The sequence below is a fragment of the Laspinema olomoucense D3b genome (genome assembly GCF_025370785.1).
GTDB classification, from domain to species: Bacteria; Cyanobacteriota; Cyanobacteriia; order Cyanobacteriales; family Laspinemataceae; genus Laspinema; species Laspinema olomoucense.
Genome location: NZ_JAMXFA010000014.1, coordinates 114,181 through 131,307, shown reverse-complemented (window position 1 = coordinate 131,307; position 17,127 = coordinate 114,181). Strand labels below are relative to the sequence as shown.

Sequence of the window (17,127 nt, the reverse complement as noted above, 5' to 3'; positions counted from 1 at the left end):
CTTTTGACGGCGATTAGCTTTTGAGCTAATTATTCTAAGGGGTTAGACAGGCCATAACTCCCAAAAAACTGTGATAGTCAGGGCTAATGATAATCTGATTAGGTGTCATTGATCCTTATAAACTATCTCCACTAATTTCACTCTTTTGTTCAGTTTCAGGTTCTTTTTGGGGATAAACCCAATTTTCAAATAAATCCTGGATTAAGGCTTTGTTTGTCGGGGATTGCTGGTTTAAAATATCCGCGTAATCATCCCGTACTTCAATACAATAACTCGCATTTCGTTGCTTAATCTGGGGCAACCAAGCCGTATGAATCGTAAACCCCACGTTAAATTGCTCATGCCACAGTTTGTATTTGGGACCGCTTTTTAAGTCAGCCGCATCAAAAATCCACAGTTCATTCCCGTTGGTTTTTTGGGGTTCTGCACTTTCGTCGGAATGAACCACACAGAGGATATAGCCATCAGTAGATCCTTCAGTTCCAGGTCGGGGAATAAATTGCGGTGAAACGACCCAATGACCTTCGGGAAATTGATACCCATCAGCAATGCTCAAGCGATTTTCATCTTCAGCAACCTGGTCTAAGGGTGCAATGTGAAGTCGGAATAAAGTGGAAGGTTTGCCTTGGGTCGTGATTTCATCTAATTCCTCTAATCCAACTTCTCGATAGGGATAGTGGTTATATAGATGTTCAATATGGGGAGTTTTTAAATCCGCCCAACATCCCAAACAACTCCAATAAATATCTTCTAAACGGTCTGGAAAAGGACGCTCACGGTAGGCGTAGATGGCCGCCCCCCAGGTATAATCTTTATCCATCAAGATATCTTGATTTTCGCGGATGAATTGTCCGGTTTTACCGTTAATGACATGACATCCCAGTTTGCTGATATCCATCGGTCCGGCGATCGCCCCATAGAGAGGGGATGTTCCTGTCTTGTCCAACGGACTTGCATCATCAAACTTGGTCACCCATTCTGCGGCATCCCAGGCACAAACATGAGCCAAGTGCAAGGTAATCTGATCATCCGGATTGCGATAATCCACCAGGAAATGTGCTGCCTCTCGGGGAATTGTAACTTTTTTAGCCTGCACTGACTTCTTTCCCGTTAGCAGTTCCCGGCGATCAATGATGTAAACTGTATTGTCTTTTAATTGTGGATGATCGAATATGTTTCTCAACCACTTTTCAAGCTGGGCAGATTTTTTGTTCGGCCTAGTCGGCAGAATTTCCTCGACGGAAATTTTAAAAGCGGTATCAATTAACACCAGATAATTTTCAGTGAGTCCCATCTGGTGAGTGCTTTGCTTAATTTTGAGTGGAAAACCCTGGTGGAGAACTTGCCATTTTTGAAGGTCTCCTGAACCATCCCACCGGACTAAATATAGAAAATTATCCGTAAATATCCCAATGCAAGCTCTTAAAAATTGTAAAATACTTTTCCCCGTTATTTTAAACGGCTCTAAGAGATTTAAAATAAATTGTTGCGGTGTTTTTTTCGGGGGGGGGAAGTAACTAACCTGCAATAATTCTTCTTCGGATTTTTCTACTTTTTTACGGCTTAATTTTTGGAATTGTTCTTTGATCCAGTCTATAAACTCTTTCCCCAAATAGACTAACGGAATGAATTGAGACAAGACGTTAGAGAGCGATCGGCCCACATTCACCGTAAACATTTCATGGGTATTAGGGTCGAAAACGGGATGAGCTGAACTTTGAATCGTTTTAAAGGGAGTGGTCGGTTTAAAAAAGAGTTTTTCCACTTCATTAACTTCTTCCCACTCAGAATTTTTCCCGACTGGCGTAACAGTTTCCAGGGTTTTGGGGTCGATTTCATAGGGACGACCCACATCCCAAGTTACCAGTAACCGTTCATGTTCTGACTCGGAAAATTTCAGGGGTAAAAAGGCTGTATTCAGTTGATTGCGGGTTCCTAGAGGGCCAGAAACTCGGGTAATTCCCAGATTTTTAAATCTTAAATCCGTAGATTTGGGATCTCCCTCCGAACCCTGATATTTTGTGCAGTGATTTGTAGCAATATCCGCGTAGTAGCAGGGGGCTTTAATTTTTCTGGCAGATAATTTTGCCCCTTCAGTCAAGGATTCAAAATCAATGCGGTAAACCATGCCATCGCCATTGTACAACGGGGTAGTTCCGTCATGGGAAGGCAAAACCGTATTGATGGTCACATCAGATCGGTAAGAGTTGACCGAACCCGTTGCCCCAATAATAAAGGCATGACCCTGCAAATCGGACGGGAGAGGTTTACCCTCTTTTTCTTTGAGGGTTAAAGGTGGATATTGGGCATTGGGGTTATCGTCTGGATAACCAAACTCATCTCGACTGACGGATAAAACAGAGGCGGGAAAGGTTTTATTGGAGTCCGAGTTAGAATGGGTATTCATGGTTTTATTCATGGGGTTCATGATTCCAAGACGGGATATGGAGGGACCTGGTTTTCCCCGTTTTTGGAAGAACAGGTCTGGCAAATGAGTGAGTGGTCTACCCTAAATATAGATCTCTATGGCAGTGAAATGGATGAAAGTTCCTGGGGAATGCCTTTGTTAGCAAATTGCTTCAATTGTGACAGAACTGCTCAACTCTTGTCAACCCTGCACAATTAAGAGAATAGGCTTCAGATTAAAAAAGGAAAAGCACCGCTGAAGGAGCTTTTCCTGTTTTGGCGTAACGAATCACGTCTAAATTAACCTTGCCAATTAAAAGGCATAAATTCGGCCTTTTTCATCGGTATAAAATCCCCGATCGATCCGTTCTCCCGTCATGGCAGGGCGAATTGTGATGGTGACATCATTTCCCACGGAATTAATATCAAAATGTAAAGGAACCTCACTCGCACCCACCGGAGAATTGATAAAAACATTCAAGTTCCGATACAGATCGGTCTGGGAAGTGGGGTTGAGGAGAAAATTGCCTAACCCGACTCGGGTTCCCGCCCCTATTTCTCGAAATCCGCCATCTTGAAGGCTATATTCCAAAGCGATTCCTGCATTATTCAGCAGGGTGATGTTGATCGGAAGGTTGACATTTACATCGGTTTCCGGTTGCCAAAATCCCGGTTCTCGTCCTCCCGTTTCACTGGGTTGAGAAATCCCGATGCTGGAATTCAGCAATACTGTCGCTACGATGGAGGATGCTACAATGATTAATCGCTTCATAATGTTTTTTGGTCGAGGTTTACAAAGAGTTCAATCCGTTAAATCGGAGAGAATGTGCAGAAGGCTACCCTCATGCTTACGCTTACTATAACCCTCTTTTAACCCCTTGTCATGATACCCCGTAACAAAGTTATCGTTTGTTCATTTCAGTGAATTAAATTTGTGACAATTCTTATCCAACAAACCTCTTGACAAAACTCTTGTTTTTTGCATTCTCTCAAATCTTGGGCTAGATACCCGTTGTCTCTTTAGACCACCAGCAAGCAAGACCCTTTCCTGTTAACGATTAAAGCCAATCCTGCAAGCTACAATATAGAAAAATTTAGAAACCGGGTTTCTTTTTAAAATGTCGGCTTATAAGCAACAAATTGGTGCTAGAAACCCGGTTTCTTGTCCTCTCGAACTAAGCTTGGAATTACCGCCTAATTATTTCCAATCTTCCCAAGTATTGTTAAAGATTGAGGTATTGGGAAATGCAATGGGATTGCCGCTATCAACCAGGCGAGTTTGTAACTCTTCTAACTCGGGTTCTCGTTGGGGGAGATTGTCCACTAACTGATAGGGGAGGATGCCTTTTTCTAGGGAGAAATTGGCGGTTTTCCCGGCTGCAACTCCAGATGACCATTCAAAGGAATGTACTCGATAGGCAGCGGCAGCAATATGGCTGGTGGCGATGCTTTTTCCAGCAATTAAGAGGTTATCAATCCGTTGGGGAATTAAGGCCCTCAGAGGAATTTGGAAGGGATAAGCGGTGCCCGCACCCCGACGTTCTCCCTCTAGTTCGGTGTTTCCGGGGGCTTCCGGTGGGGAGAGGGTCATGCAGGGATGAAAGTCGATCGCATAGTGAGCAATTCCCACAGAATCAGGGAAAATTGTAGAGCGCGATCGCGAGGGTCGTCCCTCCAAATTCGGCTTTTGCCCGATCGCCTCTAAAGTTTGTAATCCCGAGAGAGATTCCCACAACCGGCGATACTCCTCCGGCAACAAATTCGTGCGATAAAACTCGTCAGAATAATCCGCCCGAGAAATATCAATTTCCCACACGGTAAACCCATCCGGATGACCCCAGCCCGGTCGTCCAATAATTCGCCGTCCCTCGCGCATATAGGGATATTTAGATAATCCATTCGCGGTTCCCATCGGCGAATCTAGCCCGGAAAGATAGCGATGATTTGGATTAGGCTGTTTAACCCCATCTCCTAACTGAGAATCGGTAGTTCCCTGGACCAACCAATAGAAAAATCCAATCGCGTGTTCTTCGCCTGCTTGGAGGGTTTCGGTTCTTAAACCTCCCATCCATCCCCCCGGTTCCAGTTGCCCGGTAGATTCCAACTGTTGTCGGGTATAAATTAAATTATCTTGAGCAGTTCCCGGTCGATAATCATTTCCCCAAGTCCAGTTTTGCATGGAAATATCCCCGGGATTAATGGGATATTCTCGGGGGTTAGAGGGGAGAGTTTTCTGATATTTTTCGCTCCATATCCGGCGGTAGGTATAAACTAAATTAAAATTCGCCAAGCGTTCCAGTTCATAACTGTAATAAGGCGCGTAACGGTCATAAAAGGGCGGTTTAACGTGCTGTTGGGGTTCCTTGGTCGCTTGCATGGCGAACGTATAAGTAAACCCTTGAGTACAGTAGGGATTGCCCTCTGCGCTGGAAGACGAGGGTTCCAGAGGCGATCGCGGATCAACCCCGAGGCGGTAGGGTACATCAGCTAACCCGATCAGTTCCCCGGTTTCCGTTGCATCAATCACATACCATTGGGCCGGTTGTGCGACATTGTTCCCATTGCTGGAATTGCGATCGCGCGTCATTGGCACAAACCGCACAATGGTTTTATGAAACCGGGCGGAATTTTCGTAGCGATAGGCATCTTCCAGGATTTGCGAGAGGGGTTCCGCATTCACCGGGGGCTGACCTGGGGCCGGTTTGATTTGGATGGCGATCGCACTTTGAATTTGTTCCCCACCTTGCGTCCCTGGGGAAATGTCCAACTCTTTAATTACCGTGTTGGGATACCATTTGAGAGTCCCTTTCCCCCGTTTGGCTGCTCTTTCCAATTGGTCAAAGAGCAGTTTATGACCGTCATACGGCATAAAACAGGATTCACTCACCCAACATTGACCCGGGTTGAGGCGTCCATACTTGCGCTTGATACTCTCGCGAAATTCCAAGTATCCTTGAGGATACAATAACTGTTGTCGTTGAGTGGGTCGTTCATCCAGGGCCGAAGTGCCTTGGGAGGAAATTTGACCCCCTATCCAGTCGGTAATATCCGTGATGCAAACCGTCCGACCCGCCAATAAGGACTCATAAGCGCTGGCAGCACCCGCTAATCCACCCCCTGCGACTAAAATTTCGCAGGCGACTTCTTGATCTGGGGCGCGAGGGGGTGTGGCATCGGCGACGGAAGTCGCTAATGCCAGGGTGATTAAGCTCACGAGGAGACTGAAACAGGACCGAGTTGGGGAGATACCCCGAACGAGATGCTGTGGTAAAAGCTGCGATTGACGCTGCATAGGTATCGAATTAGGTAAGCTGGTAAACGGTTACTTTGAGAAAGGGGATCCGCAGTGTCTGCAACAGTAGTGTCTGTAACAGATGCTACTTTTCCTCCTTGTTCATGTTAGCTATACGGAGCTGAATTGGGTAATTCAGGTTGCAAAATTTGGCGATCGCCCTACTCTATTCAGTAGGGATTCAGGGATTGAAGGTCTTTAAATCGATTGAACCCGTGGAAAACTTAGGACGTTATTAACCTATGCACGTTACCTCATCCAATTTACCGATGAAACCCTTTGAAACTCCCGGGTTTGATGGGTCCCCATCCTCGGAGCATCCCCCAGAGGAGAACGAAGCTCTGTTACAGAGTATTGTTAATAATATTCCCGGTGTCATTTACCGATGCACCTATCAGGGTAACTGGAAAATAGCGTTTATTAGCAAAGGAATTGAAGAAATTTCTGGATATCCCGTCTCCCATTTTCTCCATCACCCCTGCGATCGATTTAAAACTCTGGTTCATCCCGAGGATCAGGGGATGGCTCAACAGACTGTGGAAGAGGCATTATTATCTCAACAGCCTTATACTTTAGACTACCGAATTATCAAAGCCGACGGTAGGATAGGTTGGGTGCGCGAAATCGGTCAAGGCATCTGCGATCGCCAAGGAAATCTGTGCGGATTGGATGGAACTCTCTCTCCCTTGGGGGATCTTCCCTCCCGCCATTTTGACCAAACAATTCCCGAATTTTCCCCAAAAATTGCCCCAAAATTGACAATTTTAGAACAAATTAAGGAAGGATTTCTCAACTTAAATTCCCAAGGTCAGGTCATTTATATCAACCCCCAAGGAGAAAAATTATTACAAACCAGCCGTCCGACCCTTTGTCAACCCGGGGAAACTCGCGAACTCCCTCCCGAATTGGCCCAATTTTTTGCGGATTTGAAAACGGCTTTATTGGGTCCAAATCCTCGACCTGTCGAAGCTTGCTATCCCTACAAAGAGACCTGGCTAGAGGTTCGCACTCATCCTTACGACTCCGGAATATTAGTCTTTTTAAGTGATATCACTGCCCGCAAACAAGTTTTAAATTCCTTACGGCAGCGGGAAAATCTCTATCGAACCTTTGTTAAAAATTTTCCCAATGGCGTGATCCTGTTATTTGACCGAGACTTGCATCATACCTTGGCTGAAGGTAGGGATTTAGAGGCCATTCATTTGATTAAGACAACCGTAGAAGGAAAGACTCTCCAAGAGGCATTTCCATCAGACATTTGCCAAACCCTGGAACCCTTATATCGGGAGGTACTAGCGGGGGAAACGCGGGTGACTGAACTCACCTTTGGCAGTCGCATTTATTTGGCCCAAATTCTGCCTATCAAAAATGAGGCGGGAGAGGTCTTAGGGGGCATGGTCATGACTCAAGATATGACCGAATGCAAACTCGCTGAAGCTGAAAATGCTCGGTTAATTGCTTCCTTACAAAAAAGTGAAGCCAAAACTCGGGCAATGGCTTCTTTGCTGTCTGAAGCAGAAAAATTGGCTCATGTGGGATGCTGGGAATTTGAAATCGCTACAAACCGAATTATTTGTTCTGATGAAGTTTATCGAATGTTGGGATTAGATTTGAATGCCGCATCCCCAACTTATCCAGAATATTTGCAAAGAATTCACCCGGAAGACCGGGAAACTGCTGCACAACTGATTGAACGGGCGATTGATGCGGGAGAATCCTATCAGGTAGAACAGCGGATTGTTCAATCTGATGGGTCAATTCGATATCTTTCGGCCAATGGAGAACCGATTTTTAATGAAGTGGGGGAAGTGGTTAAGGTATTGGGGAGTCTGTTAGATATTACCGATCGCCATTTAGCCCAGCAAGCTTTAATGAAGTCAGAGGCTCAGTTAGAATTACGGGCGCGGGAGTTAGAAGAAACCCTCTATGAACTGCAACGCACTCAAACTCAACTCATTCAAACTGAACGGATGTCTGGCTTGGGGCAGATGGTGGCGGGAATTGCCCATGAAGTGAACAATCCCGTGGGATTTATTTATGGAAATATTGTTCATGCCACGTCTTATATTGATGATTTGGTTAATTTAGTTAATCTCTACCAAAAACATTACCCTGAACCGGATCCAGAAATTTTAGAAGAGATAGAAGAAATTGATTTAGAGTTTTTATTTGAGGATTTGCCTCGCTTGTTGCGATCGATGAAAGTGGGGGCGGAACGAATTCGGGAAATCGTGCGATCGCTACGGAATTTTTCCCGATTAGACGAAGCGGACAATAAACAGGTAAACATTCATGAAGGGATTGATAGTACGCTGTTAATTTTACAGCATCATCTCAAAGATGAAAGCCTAAATTCCAACTCGAATAACAATATTACGGTGATTAAAGAGTATGGAGATTTACCCCGGGTTGATTGTTATCCCAGCGAACTCAATCAAGTATTTTTGAATATCATCACTAATGCGATCGATGTCCTCAAACCCCAGGACCCCCCGCGCCAAATTACCATTCGGACTGAAGCAGTCATCCGTGATCAGACCTCTTCAGAACAGTCTAGTCCTGACTGGATTATCATCCGCATTATCGATAATGGTCCGGGGATGACACCAGAGATTCAACAACGAATGTTTGATCCGTTCTTCACAACTAAACCCGTGGGAATGGGTACAGGTTTGGGATTATCGATTAGCTATCAAATTATTGTGGAGCAACATAAGGGCAAGTTAACTTGTTCCTCGGAACTGGGAAAAGGGACCGAGTTAATCATTGAGTTGCCCCTGCATCAAAATCATGAGGAACCGGCGTTGTTTGAATAAAAATTTTGGATTCAAAATTTCAGTTTATGCTATCACAAATCAAGAGATTTATTAGAGCGGTTCTATTTGTTTGACTACTTTCAAAATGATCCAACAAATTAAAACACTACCTAATCCCAGTTGCCACAATCCACAACCAATCAACAGTCCGAGGGCAGCCGCTACCCAAATTGCGGCTGCGGAGGTCAATCCCCGAACTCGATCGCGATCGCGCAAAATCGTTCCCCCACCCAAGAAACTGATCCCAGTAACAATACCTTGAATGATCCGACTAAAGGCATCCGTACTGTCTAATGCCATTCCCAATTGCACTGGCAACAATGCCAAAAGCGTTGTTCCAAAAGTAACAAGCATATAGGTTCTTAAACCCGCCGGTTTATGTTCCCTTTCGCGATTTAATCCGATTACTGCCCCGACGAATTAATGATAACCCGAGTCGCCCCAACAAGTGCAAGGTATCCACGGGAGCAAGGGTGCTAAGATTTGACACGGTAGAGTTCCCTAAATGGAGTCTGCATCCTTTACTCTACAGGGACGAGGGTCAAAATGTCACTTCGCCCGGATGGTGACCCGGACTAGAACCCGTGAAATATAAGTTTAATTTATACTCAACAAGTAGAGTTTTTGGGGTTTTCCCCTAGAAGAATAACCGGGCCAAAGCCTATAATGTCTAGTCAAGGTGGGCTTTTTGTCTAATACGGAGATCGATTTGTTCGCCATAGACCCGGGGAAAGTTTATATTTGTTTGATAAAAAAAAGCTATAAATAATTAAACTATGCCTTTAGATAGAGGTCAAGCTACGGTGAGCTAGGAGATAAACATGAAAGAGAACAGTGAAAAAACGAGACGGCTATGCCTAAATCGACGAATTCTCTCTCCTTCCAATCCTCTGATGAAATTCTTTGTTATTATTTGAACTCCACCAGTGAGATTCAAGTAATTAAAAGTGAATGTCCAGAAACTTGGGAGTTTGAGCGTGTTGTGTTTCCGGGACAACGGCTTTTTTTTGAAGCCTTTTCTACAGCCCATTTAGAAATCTACAAGGCGAAGAATTCGGGTTTACAGTTAGCGGCTCGGGTGAAATGCGATCGCTTGCAAGTTATGCAAGAGCGCAGTTCATCTTTCACCACGGTCTCAACATTCCTAGGGCAACAATTAGCAGCTTGTTAAGTTCCGACCAAATTCTGGGTGATTTGTAGCAGTTTACATACTGCCTATTGATGTAATGATTGGGTGATGCATGGGTGTTAAAAAGAGAGGAGAGGAAGCGATCGCTTTTTCTCCTCTCTTTATTTTAGCTTGGGTTTTGACAAAAATTAGGGTTACTTGGGGTCCCTGCGGTGATGGACAGCCGAGTCCCAGGGTACTATATGGGCTAGAAACCCGGTTCTTGAGAACCCACATGAACTTTAAGCGCCCCTTTTGGTGTAAAGTAGAGGCGATCGCAGTCAGGATCGAGAGGGCATCCGGGGCGAGTGTTGAAGCTGGGGTGCAAAATTTAGACGGTTGAGGATGCGATCGCAACTACTCACAAACGAGGCAGGACTATGAAGATTTTATCCCAGTCTTCCACCTTGAGAGTCGCATTTGAAACCCAAATTCAATCGAAAATTCAAGGGCAAAGAGAAACCCAGCAAAACCTAGTGGGAGAGAGTTTCTTAGGTCAAATTAGCTCTTTTTGTTGGGAAATTAACCGCGTTAAAAAGCAAGTCAAAGGCAGTCTCGGAGAAAGCGTTGTTTCCTTCCTCCTGCAATGGTTACCTGAGTCTGATATTTTGTTCAACAATGCCTTGATTCCCACTCAAAAACCTGGAATTCTAACGGAAATTGACCATTTAATTATTGCTAAAAATGGGGTGTTCTTGGTGGAACTCAAAACCTGGAAAGGTTCCTTTAGCGCCTATCAAGATCAATGGAAACGCCGGGAAGGAAAGCGATGGGTTCCCATCGACCAAAGTCCCAGTTCCCAAAGTGCCTATCATCAGCAAATGTTTGAGGGCTGGATTCGGAGTATCCTCCCGGATTTACCCGCCAATTTTGTCACAGCACCCGTGGTTTTTCCCATCGCCGATTGGGTGGGAACGACTCACTGTAGCGTCCCGGTTTTGCATCGAGTGAGTGCCTTGCTGGACTTGTTAAAGGGGTCAGAACCCTGCCTCACAGCGCAACAAGTTTCCGCGATCGCCCAGGCTGTTGCGAATTATACAATTCCCCCACCGGACCCCATCGCCCCCAAAGCGGCCTTACCGAAACCGACGCCAAAACCCTCCCCAACCCGGGTTGCCAATCCGGTCCCCCGTCGGACCTACACCATGCAAGAAAGTACCCAAGTTGCAAGTCGGGCAACGGCAGATATTACCCATTGGTTGCAAAATTTACCCCGGACTATTTCTGTTCAAAATGTTGAAGATGACCCGCACTATCAAGCCATTGATGTGGATTTACTGGTAACGACAGACCGGGGAGAATCTAAACTAGAAATCAAAGGCGATCGCTATCATAAAACCGGGAATTTCTTTTTTGAAACTCACAGCAATCAGGAAAAAAATACCCAAGGTTGTTTTCTCTACACCCAAGCGGATTGGTTGTGCTATTATTTTGTAGAAATTGGCCTGTTGTACTTGCTGCCGATGCCTCAAACGCGGGATTGGTTTATCAACCAGATGGAACGGTTTGAGTCGAAGTCTACCACAACTCCAATTAGAGGAGGCGGTTGTTATACCACCGTTGGACGGCTTGTCCCGATTGAAGTGGTCCTCAAAGAAGTACCCGATGTCAAACGACATGAACTCAGGACAGGTAGGGAGGGGAGATAGGAACCGGATCATGGAAACCTATCTGGGAATCGGGATGCGATCGCCCGTGAAAACAAGTCGGGAACTGGCGATCGCCAATCCCTTGGGACAGCGCGGTTTAAAATCAGTCTCGCCGAAGCACAGGTGATAAACTTGCAGGCAATTAATGCAGCCGGTGACAGATCTCAGTTAAAACTGAGAGGGAGAGAATTGTTAGTTAGAGGGAGTCTGCTGTGGATCCGGAGAAGCAACAACAGATCATGGGGTATTTCATCGAGGAAGCTCGGGAGCACCTCGAAACCATCGAAAAAGGACTGTTAGATTTACAGTCCACCATGAACGATCAAGAACAATTGAATGAACTGTTTCGCGCCGCCCACTCAGTCAAAGGGGGTGCAGCCATGTTGGGCTTTGGGAGTATCCAAAAGACAGCCCACAGCTTAGAGGATTGTTTTAAAATTCTAAAAGAGGAGCCAGTTCCTGTTGACCAAAAGCTGGAAACCTTATTTTTAAAAGGGTATGACACTCTGCAAAAATTACTGGAACGGCTCCAAGGGCCTTTTGGCTTGAGAGAAGAAGACGGGGCAGAAATTGTCCAAGAGTCCCAGCCTGTGTTTGCGGAACTTAAAAAATATCTGGATGCTCTTGTCAAGCGCGGGGGTGAAGCCGATGCACAGCAAGCCAGCCAGGATGCGGCTTTGGAGATTGCCAACGAAGTGATCAATCTGTTGCGACAAATGTTGATGCTATTCAAGCAAAAGCCCGATGCCGAAAACCGCAAACGGATCGGGACCTTGTGCAATCAACTGGCTGAAATGAGTCCTCAGATGCAGAATTGGCAAACTTTGGTAAAAACTGCTTCTAAGGCGATCGCCGATCCTCAAAATAGCTATGACCTGATCGCACCTGTGACGATTAAAGAACTCAAATATGCCAGCGATTTTATCGCGGTGGGTAAACCGGATACGATGCCGCCGAGTTCCTTATTGTTGGAATTGGCGGGTCAGTCACCCCCCCAAGCCGGTATCACCCTCAAAGACAACGAGTTTATCATTAAAGCCGACCCGCAGGCAGCAGCAAAGAAACTCATCGAAACCTTTGATAAAAAACAGCTTACGGTCCTGACGAAGTTGTTAGTTAAAGAGGTGAAATCCTAAAGATTTCCAGACCCTCACAGGAGGGGGAAACATGATAGAACGCCTCGGGTAGGAATTGGACAATTCTTTTGTCTGTGGGAGCATCTTGCTCCCTGGTTGTAGTCGGGAGCAAGATGCTCCCACTTTTTAATTGTCCCCCATTCCTCCAGGATTAGGGAGTTTGCCAAATCCGTTGATGATAAGCATCAACGTTGGCATAAGGGTCGGGATTATCGTGGCTATGGTCGTGACCATGACCGTGATCATGACCGTGATCGTGACCGTGACTGTGACCGTGATCGTGACCGTGAGCATGACCCTCTGACTTGGCCATTAATCGGAACTTGCACATTTCACAGTTCATTTGCACCTGCCCCAGATGGGTTTCAATCTCGCGATCGCGCAGGAGGGTCAGCAATTCCCGAGTAATTCCCATTTCTGGGAGTGCCGTAATCGAAAGGTCCGTCCATTGTTCTTGTTGCGCGGCAGTGATATCGAAAATTTTCTGGACTAAAACCCCGGTAAACAGGAAATAAGGAACAACAATAATCCGTTTGGGTTGGAAGAGTCGGGCGCGGTCAAATCCTTCTTCTAAGCGGGGATGGGTAATGCCAATAAAACAGACTTCCACAGTTTTATAACCGCTCCCTTCCCACAGAATTCGGGCAATTTTGTAGACATCGCTGTTAGCATCCGGGTCACTGGAACCGCGTCCGACGAAGAGTAACACCGTGTCCGATCGCTCAATCTGATTGGGGTTGTTCTCCGGTTGGTCCAGTTGCGCCAGTCGCGATCGCCACAGATCCACAATTCCCGGCGCAATCCCAAAATGCCGCCCATAATAAAACTTCAGATGGGGATGCCGTTCCCTGGCTCGGTCTAATTCATTGGTAATATCAAACTTATTGTGGCGGGCTGCAAACAGCAGAACTGGCAAGACGGAAAATTCAGAATATCCCAGGTCCACACACCGATCTACCCCCTCCTGAATCGTAGGGCCAGTCAGTTCCAGGAAACAAGGCACAACCAAACGCGACGAGTCTAAGGCTGTATAGGCTGCTGCAAAATCCAGAAAACTTTGCCGTCCCCGTTCGTCTCGGGTGCCATGACCCACCAATAATAAAGGACGCTGGATCGGTAAAGGGGTCAATTCCACAGACTCTAACTCGGAAGTTTCGGATGTAATTGCGATCAGATCAGATGTTTTGACGTTAGGCATTAATTTTCAGGCTCCTTGTCCCGTGCGAGGCAGGAAATCGAGTGAGCAAATAACGGGCGAGGGCGTTCTGGCTTGCGATCGCGTCTGAGTCCCCGGCCTCAGATCAGGGGACCCCAGACCTCCAATCGCTGACAGTTGCCGCACAGCCTCGGATTTTCACCGGAGTTTCCCCTCGCCCTTCCTTTAGCTTCGTTATCTTATCTTATTTAGCGCTTAATCTCTATGCTCGGGAGGGGGATAGATGGGGGCATCCCTCCGTATTGTTTTCCCTATAACCGATGTAAGATAAAGAATTAAGAATTAATAACCCAGGATTTTTCAGGGATTCAACTGGGAACTTTTGCAATTTTTAAAGGGAGGTTTTATCTATCCCCAAAGCTGGTTTCAGCCTCTTCCTTCCCCGCATATTTATAAAGGTCTCCCCACTTGTCGAGGTTGTGGTGTATAATCAAAATAGATTTACGAAACCGATCTCTGGGGGTGGATAACTTTAATTGGATATAACCAAACGTTAACGAAACGATAAGTCAACAACAGAAAACTCGGTCACTCTACGGATGCAAGCGAACGAAGTCGTTCGACTTGGATCGAGTTTGCTGACGTAATCAAACCCAGTCATATCAATAAAGGATAGAATTTGTATGAGACTGCCTCATACTTAGCGTTTGAGTCTCCAAAAAAGCATCCCTGAAACAAATCGCTGAGGCGATCGTCCTGGGGAGTCAGGCGGTGGCCATCGCGTATGGCGGACGAGCGATCGCCCTTCCCACTTAATTTTTATACAAAAAATTGAGGGACTAGGCTGAAGATGTCCGATTGCCGGAACTTCAGTCCAGATGTTTCTTTGATGCAGGGTGACTTGTATTCCCTCCAAAGGGAGAGGACGTTGCAGATATTGGGTCTGGGAAACACAGTTTCCCCGCTCTGTCCCGACGACCTCAGAACTATACCGAATCGATCTTCTGTGTGCATTACAACCTATTTAGACAAATGCGATCGCCTTTGTCCTGTCGTTTTTCTTTCAATTTCTTGATTTTTTTTATGAGTATCATCAGTAGATGCCCCGTAGCGGGCGAAACAGACTTACAACAGATTGCTGATCTAGTTAAAACCTGTGAAGTCGATGGGTTACTAGACGAAGATAAATCAATCGCCGATCTCAAATGGATCGTCACCACCTCATCGGTCAGGTCCCGGCGTTTATGGAAAGACTCAAACGGTCACCTCCGAGGGTTTGGACAACTTTGGATACCCGAACCCGACGAAGGACTCGATGGATATTTGTGGTTTTACGTTGACCCCAAAGATTTCCTACAAAACAGCTTTACCGATGGTATTATTCCGTTAGAAACCGAGATTTTAGAGTGGGCAGAAAATCGCCTGCGCGAGATTGGAAACAAGAGTGGACTGAGTATCCACTTACACACAAAAACTCGCGCCGAAGCCTTAATTAGAATTTCCAGCCTAGAACGGCATAACTTTACCCTAGAACGAACTTTTTTGACCCTCGTTAAATCCGACCTAGAAACCCTACCCACCCCAGAGTTTCCGCCTGGATTTACCCTGCGATCGGTAGAGGCCCCCAGAGATGATCAAGCCTGGGTAGACTTATATAACGAATCCTTTATCGACCATTGGGATCACCACGATTTAACCCTCAGTAGTTATCAGGATTGGCAACAGGATCCGAACTATCAACCGGAATTTGATTTAGTGGCAGTCGCTCCCGATGGCACCTTTGCCGCCCTTTGCCAAAGTTCCCTCCAAACCTCCTTACCCCACTGCAGCAAAACCGGATGGATTAGCTGGTTAGGAACTCGTCGGGGCTTCCGCCGAATGGGTTTAGGGCGTTCCATCCTCCTGGCTGCCATGCAACGACTCTACCGCGCTGGTGCAACCAGTATCAAGCTCGGGGTTGATGCCGATAGTGCTACAGGTGCACCGCGATTGTATGACGCAATGGGCTTCCGTCCCGTCCAAAGTTGGCTTTCCTACGTTAAAATACTGTAGAGAAAGGTGACGGTTTGTAGTAACGACGGACGTCGTTTGCGATCGCCCTACGGTTAGCCCAGTATAGCATTCAGGGAGTGCGTTTACTCTTCCTCGCTACTGAATAGCGTTAGCCAGGGAGATGCTCGCACTCCTATAATCCATAATAAGATTTGTACTGCAACCGGCGATGCCGGTATCTGCTAGATCGGATTGGATTAACCCGCAACCATGAGACAAAAAATCTGGATTCTGCTCTGCCTGCTGAGTGCGATCGCCATTATCTTAGTGAGTCTGGCTCGCCATCAATCCCCGGTATCATTTGATAATCCACCGGATGCACCTCTCTCACAGCAACCCGCAGATCCAGTCCCCACCCTTCCCGAACCCAGTCCCCTCAGCATGGAGTTCAGGCGTGCCCCAGCCGTTGTTCCCAGTCGCCTGATGGCAGATTTAGAAGCATTAGCCTTTGATCGCTCAACCCCAGATAGTCGAGAACTGTCCCGAGAGTATATCCGCCGTCGCCTCGTAGCAGCCGGATGGACCCTGGAATCCCAACCCTTTGCAGGGGAAGGAATCAACCTGATTGCCAAAAAAACGGGTAGGAATCCCGACGCGGGAAGTATCCTCCTCGGCGCACATTATGATACCGTTCCCGGTTCGGCGGGTGCGAGTGATAATGGCAGTGGGGTGGCGGTGTTGTTGGAAGTGGCGCGACTGTTGCAGGACCGGGAAACTGAGCGATCGCTAGAGTTGGCCTTTTTTGATTTAGAGGAAATCGGATTACATGGCAGTTTTGCCTTTGCCAGCGATCCGAACTTAATCGCGGACTTGCGCGGTGCAATTGTAGTGGATATGGTGGGATATGCTTGTTATCAAGCCGGATGTCAGGCTTATCCCAGTCAACTTCCTATACAACCGCCTAGCGCTCGCGGTGACTTTGTAGCTGTCATTGGAGATACGGAACATTTACCCCTGCTGGAAGTGTTTCAGATGGGAACTGCGGCTGAGTTACCGCCGGTTTATACTTTGCCGGTTCCCTTTAAAGGATTGTTGATTCCCGATACCCTGCGAAGTGACCATGCTCCGTTTTGGTATCACGGGATTGGGGCAGTTTTAGTGACGGATACGGGGAATTTGCGATCGCCTCACTACCATCAACCCAGTGATACTCCCCTTCAGATTGATCAAGCCTTTTTTATCGGTTCCGCACAACGGATTGCCGATGCGACGGTGACTTTATTAGAGAGTGAGGGAAGCTTACAAACCAACTCCGTCCGGACTGAGGTAAATTTACAGAGGTAAGCTGAGGGAATGCCTGTTGGAAATCATGATGTTGTTGCCTCATTTAACTCTAAGTCCCCCTTGGAAAGGGGGATTTAGGGGGATCTTTCTAGGAGGAGAAGGCCGAAAAAATCAGGACTTTTACTCTGAAGTTAAAGGGGATGAGGGATGGACAGTTCCTACCCGAAT

12 protein-coding genes are annotated in these 17,127 nt (G+C 46.5%); 7 read left to right on the top strand and 5 right to left on the bottom strand.

Features of this window, described 5'->3' with window-relative positions:
* Positions 1-115: 115 nt before the first annotated feature.
* Positions 116-2,407, bottom strand: a complete 2,292-nt coding sequence (locus tag NG792_RS12675) for a carotenoid oxygenase family protein (RefSeq protein WP_261235642.1) — start codon at positions 2,405-2,407, stop codon at positions 116-118.
* Here NG792_RS12675 and NG792_RS12670 point away from each other — a divergent pair.
* On the top strand, positions 2,396-2,626 hold the full coding sequence (locus NG792_RS12670) for a hypothetical protein (protein WP_261235641.1): 231 nt from the start codon (positions 2,396-2,398) through the stop codon (positions 2,624-2,626). The two genes, NG792_RS12675 and NG792_RS12670, sit on opposite strands and share 12 nt — an antisense overlap.
* A gap of 93 nt (positions 2,627-2,719) precedes the next feature.
* On the opposite strand, the gene NG792_RS12665 is transcribed toward NG792_RS12670, so the two are convergent.
* Positions 2,720-3,178: a hypothetical protein gene (locus NG792_RS12665; RefSeq protein ID WP_261201295.1), complete on the bottom strand. Its 459-nt coding sequence runs from the start codon at positions 3,176-3,178 to the stop codon at positions 2,720-2,722.
* 426 nt (positions 3,179-3,604) lie between these two features.
* Positions 3,605-5,698, bottom strand: coding sequence for an FAD-dependent oxidoreductase (locus tag NG792_RS12660; RefSeq protein WP_261235640.1), 2,094 nt, complete (start codon positions 5,696-5,698; stop codon positions 3,605-3,607).
* A 242-nt stretch (positions 5,699-5,940) separates the two neighbouring features.
* Here NG792_RS12660 and NG792_RS12655 point away from each other — a divergent pair, with 242 nt between their 5' ends.
* Positions 5,941-8,514: a PAS domain-containing protein gene (locus tag NG792_RS12655; protein WP_261235639.1), complete on the top strand. Its 2,574-nt coding sequence runs from the start codon at positions 5,941-5,943 to the stop codon at positions 8,512-8,514.
* A 51-nt stretch (positions 8,515-8,565) separates the two neighbouring features.
* Here the strand turns inward: NG792_RS12655 and NG792_RS12650 are convergent, their stop codons facing one another.
* Positions 8,566-8,919: an MgtC/SapB family protein gene (locus NG792_RS12650; RefSeq protein ID WP_261201300.1), complete on the bottom strand. Its 354-nt coding sequence runs from the start codon at positions 8,917-8,919 to the stop codon at positions 8,566-8,568.
* A 448-nt stretch (positions 8,920-9,367) separates the two neighbouring features.
* Here NG792_RS12650 and NG792_RS12645 point away from each other — a divergent pair, with 448 nt between their 5' ends.
* From NG792_RS12645 to NG792_RS12635, 3 genes are all read left to right on the top strand, one after another.
* The gene (locus NG792_RS12645; protein ID WP_261201292.1) at positions 9,368-9,685 is read left to right on the top strand and encodes a DUF1830 domain-containing protein; all 318 of its coding nucleotides are present in this window, start codon (positions 9,368-9,370) and stop codon (positions 9,683-9,685) included.
* Positions 9,686-10,062: 377 nt separating this feature from the next.
* Complete coding sequence (locus tag NG792_RS12640; RefSeq protein WP_261235638.1) at positions 10,063-11,331, top strand: nuclease-related domain-containing protein; 1,269 nt, start codon at positions 10,063-10,065, stop codon at positions 11,329-11,331.
* 212 nt (positions 11,332-11,543) lie between these two features.
* Complete coding sequence (locus NG792_RS12635; RefSeq protein WP_261235637.1) at positions 11,544-12,467, top strand: Hpt domain-containing protein; 924 nt, start codon at positions 11,544-11,546, stop codon at positions 12,465-12,467.
* A 151-nt stretch (positions 12,468-12,618) separates the two neighbouring features.
* On the opposite strand, the gene NG792_RS12630 is transcribed toward NG792_RS12635, so the two are convergent.
* Positions 12,619-13,665, bottom strand: a complete 1,047-nt coding sequence (locus NG792_RS12630) for a sirohydrochlorin chelatase (RefSeq protein ID WP_261235636.1) — start codon at positions 13,663-13,665, stop codon at positions 12,619-12,621.
* Positions 13,666-14,706: 1,041 nt separating this feature from the next.
* On the opposite strand from NG792_RS12630, the gene NG792_RS12625 reads away from it, so the two are divergent.
* On the top strand, positions 14,707-15,675 hold the full coding sequence (locus NG792_RS12625) for a GNAT family N-acetyltransferase (protein WP_261201288.1): 969 nt from the start codon (positions 14,707-14,709) through the stop codon (positions 15,673-15,675).
* A gap of 210 nt (positions 15,676-15,885) precedes the next feature.
* The gene (locus NG792_RS12620; RefSeq protein ID WP_261201287.1) at positions 15,886-16,959 is read left to right on the top strand and encodes a M28 family peptidase; all 1,074 of its coding nucleotides are present in this window, start codon (positions 15,886-15,888) and stop codon (positions 16,957-16,959) included.
* Positions 16,960-17,127: the final 168 nt, after the last annotated feature.

Bases quoted from the DNA above. Each gene is read 5' to 3' on its own strand.
- NG792_RS12655 (WP_261235639.1), top strand. From the start codon at position 5,941: ATGCACGTTACCTCATCCAATTTACCGATGAAACCCTTTGAAACTCCC.
- NG792_RS12675 (WP_261235642.1), bottom strand. From the start codon at position 2,407: ATGAATACCCATTCTAACTCGGACTCCAATAAAACCTTTCCCGCCTCT.
- NG792_RS12660 (WP_261235640.1), bottom strand. From the start codon at position 5,698: ATGCAGCGTCAATCGCAGCTTTTACCACAGCATCTCGTTCGGGGTATC.
- NG792_RS12645 (WP_261201292.1), top strand. From the start codon at position 9,368: ATGCCTAAATCGACGAATTCTCTCTCCTTCCAATCCTCTGATGAAATT.
- NG792_RS12640 (WP_261235638.1), top strand. From the start codon at position 10,063: ATGAAGATTTTATCCCAGTCTTCCACCTTGAGAGTCGCATTTGAAACC.
- NG792_RS12620 (WP_261201287.1), top strand. From the start codon at position 15,886: ATGAGACAAAAAATCTGGATTCTGCTCTGCCTGCTGAGTGCGATCGCC.
- NG792_RS12625 (WP_261201288.1), top strand. From the start codon at position 14,707: ATGAGTATCATCAGTAGATGCCCCGTAGCGGGCGAAACAGACTTACAA.
- NG792_RS12630 (WP_261235636.1), bottom strand. From the start codon at position 13,665: ATGCCTAACGTCAAAACATCTGATCTGATCGCAATTACATCCGAAACT.
- NG792_RS12670 (WP_261235641.1), top strand. From the start codon at position 2,396: ATGGGTATTCATGGTTTTATTCATGGGGTTCATGATTCCAAGACGGGA.
- NG792_RS12665 (WP_261201295.1), bottom strand. From the start codon at position 3,178: ATGAAGCGATTAATCATTGTAGCATCCTCCATCGTAGCGACAGTATTG.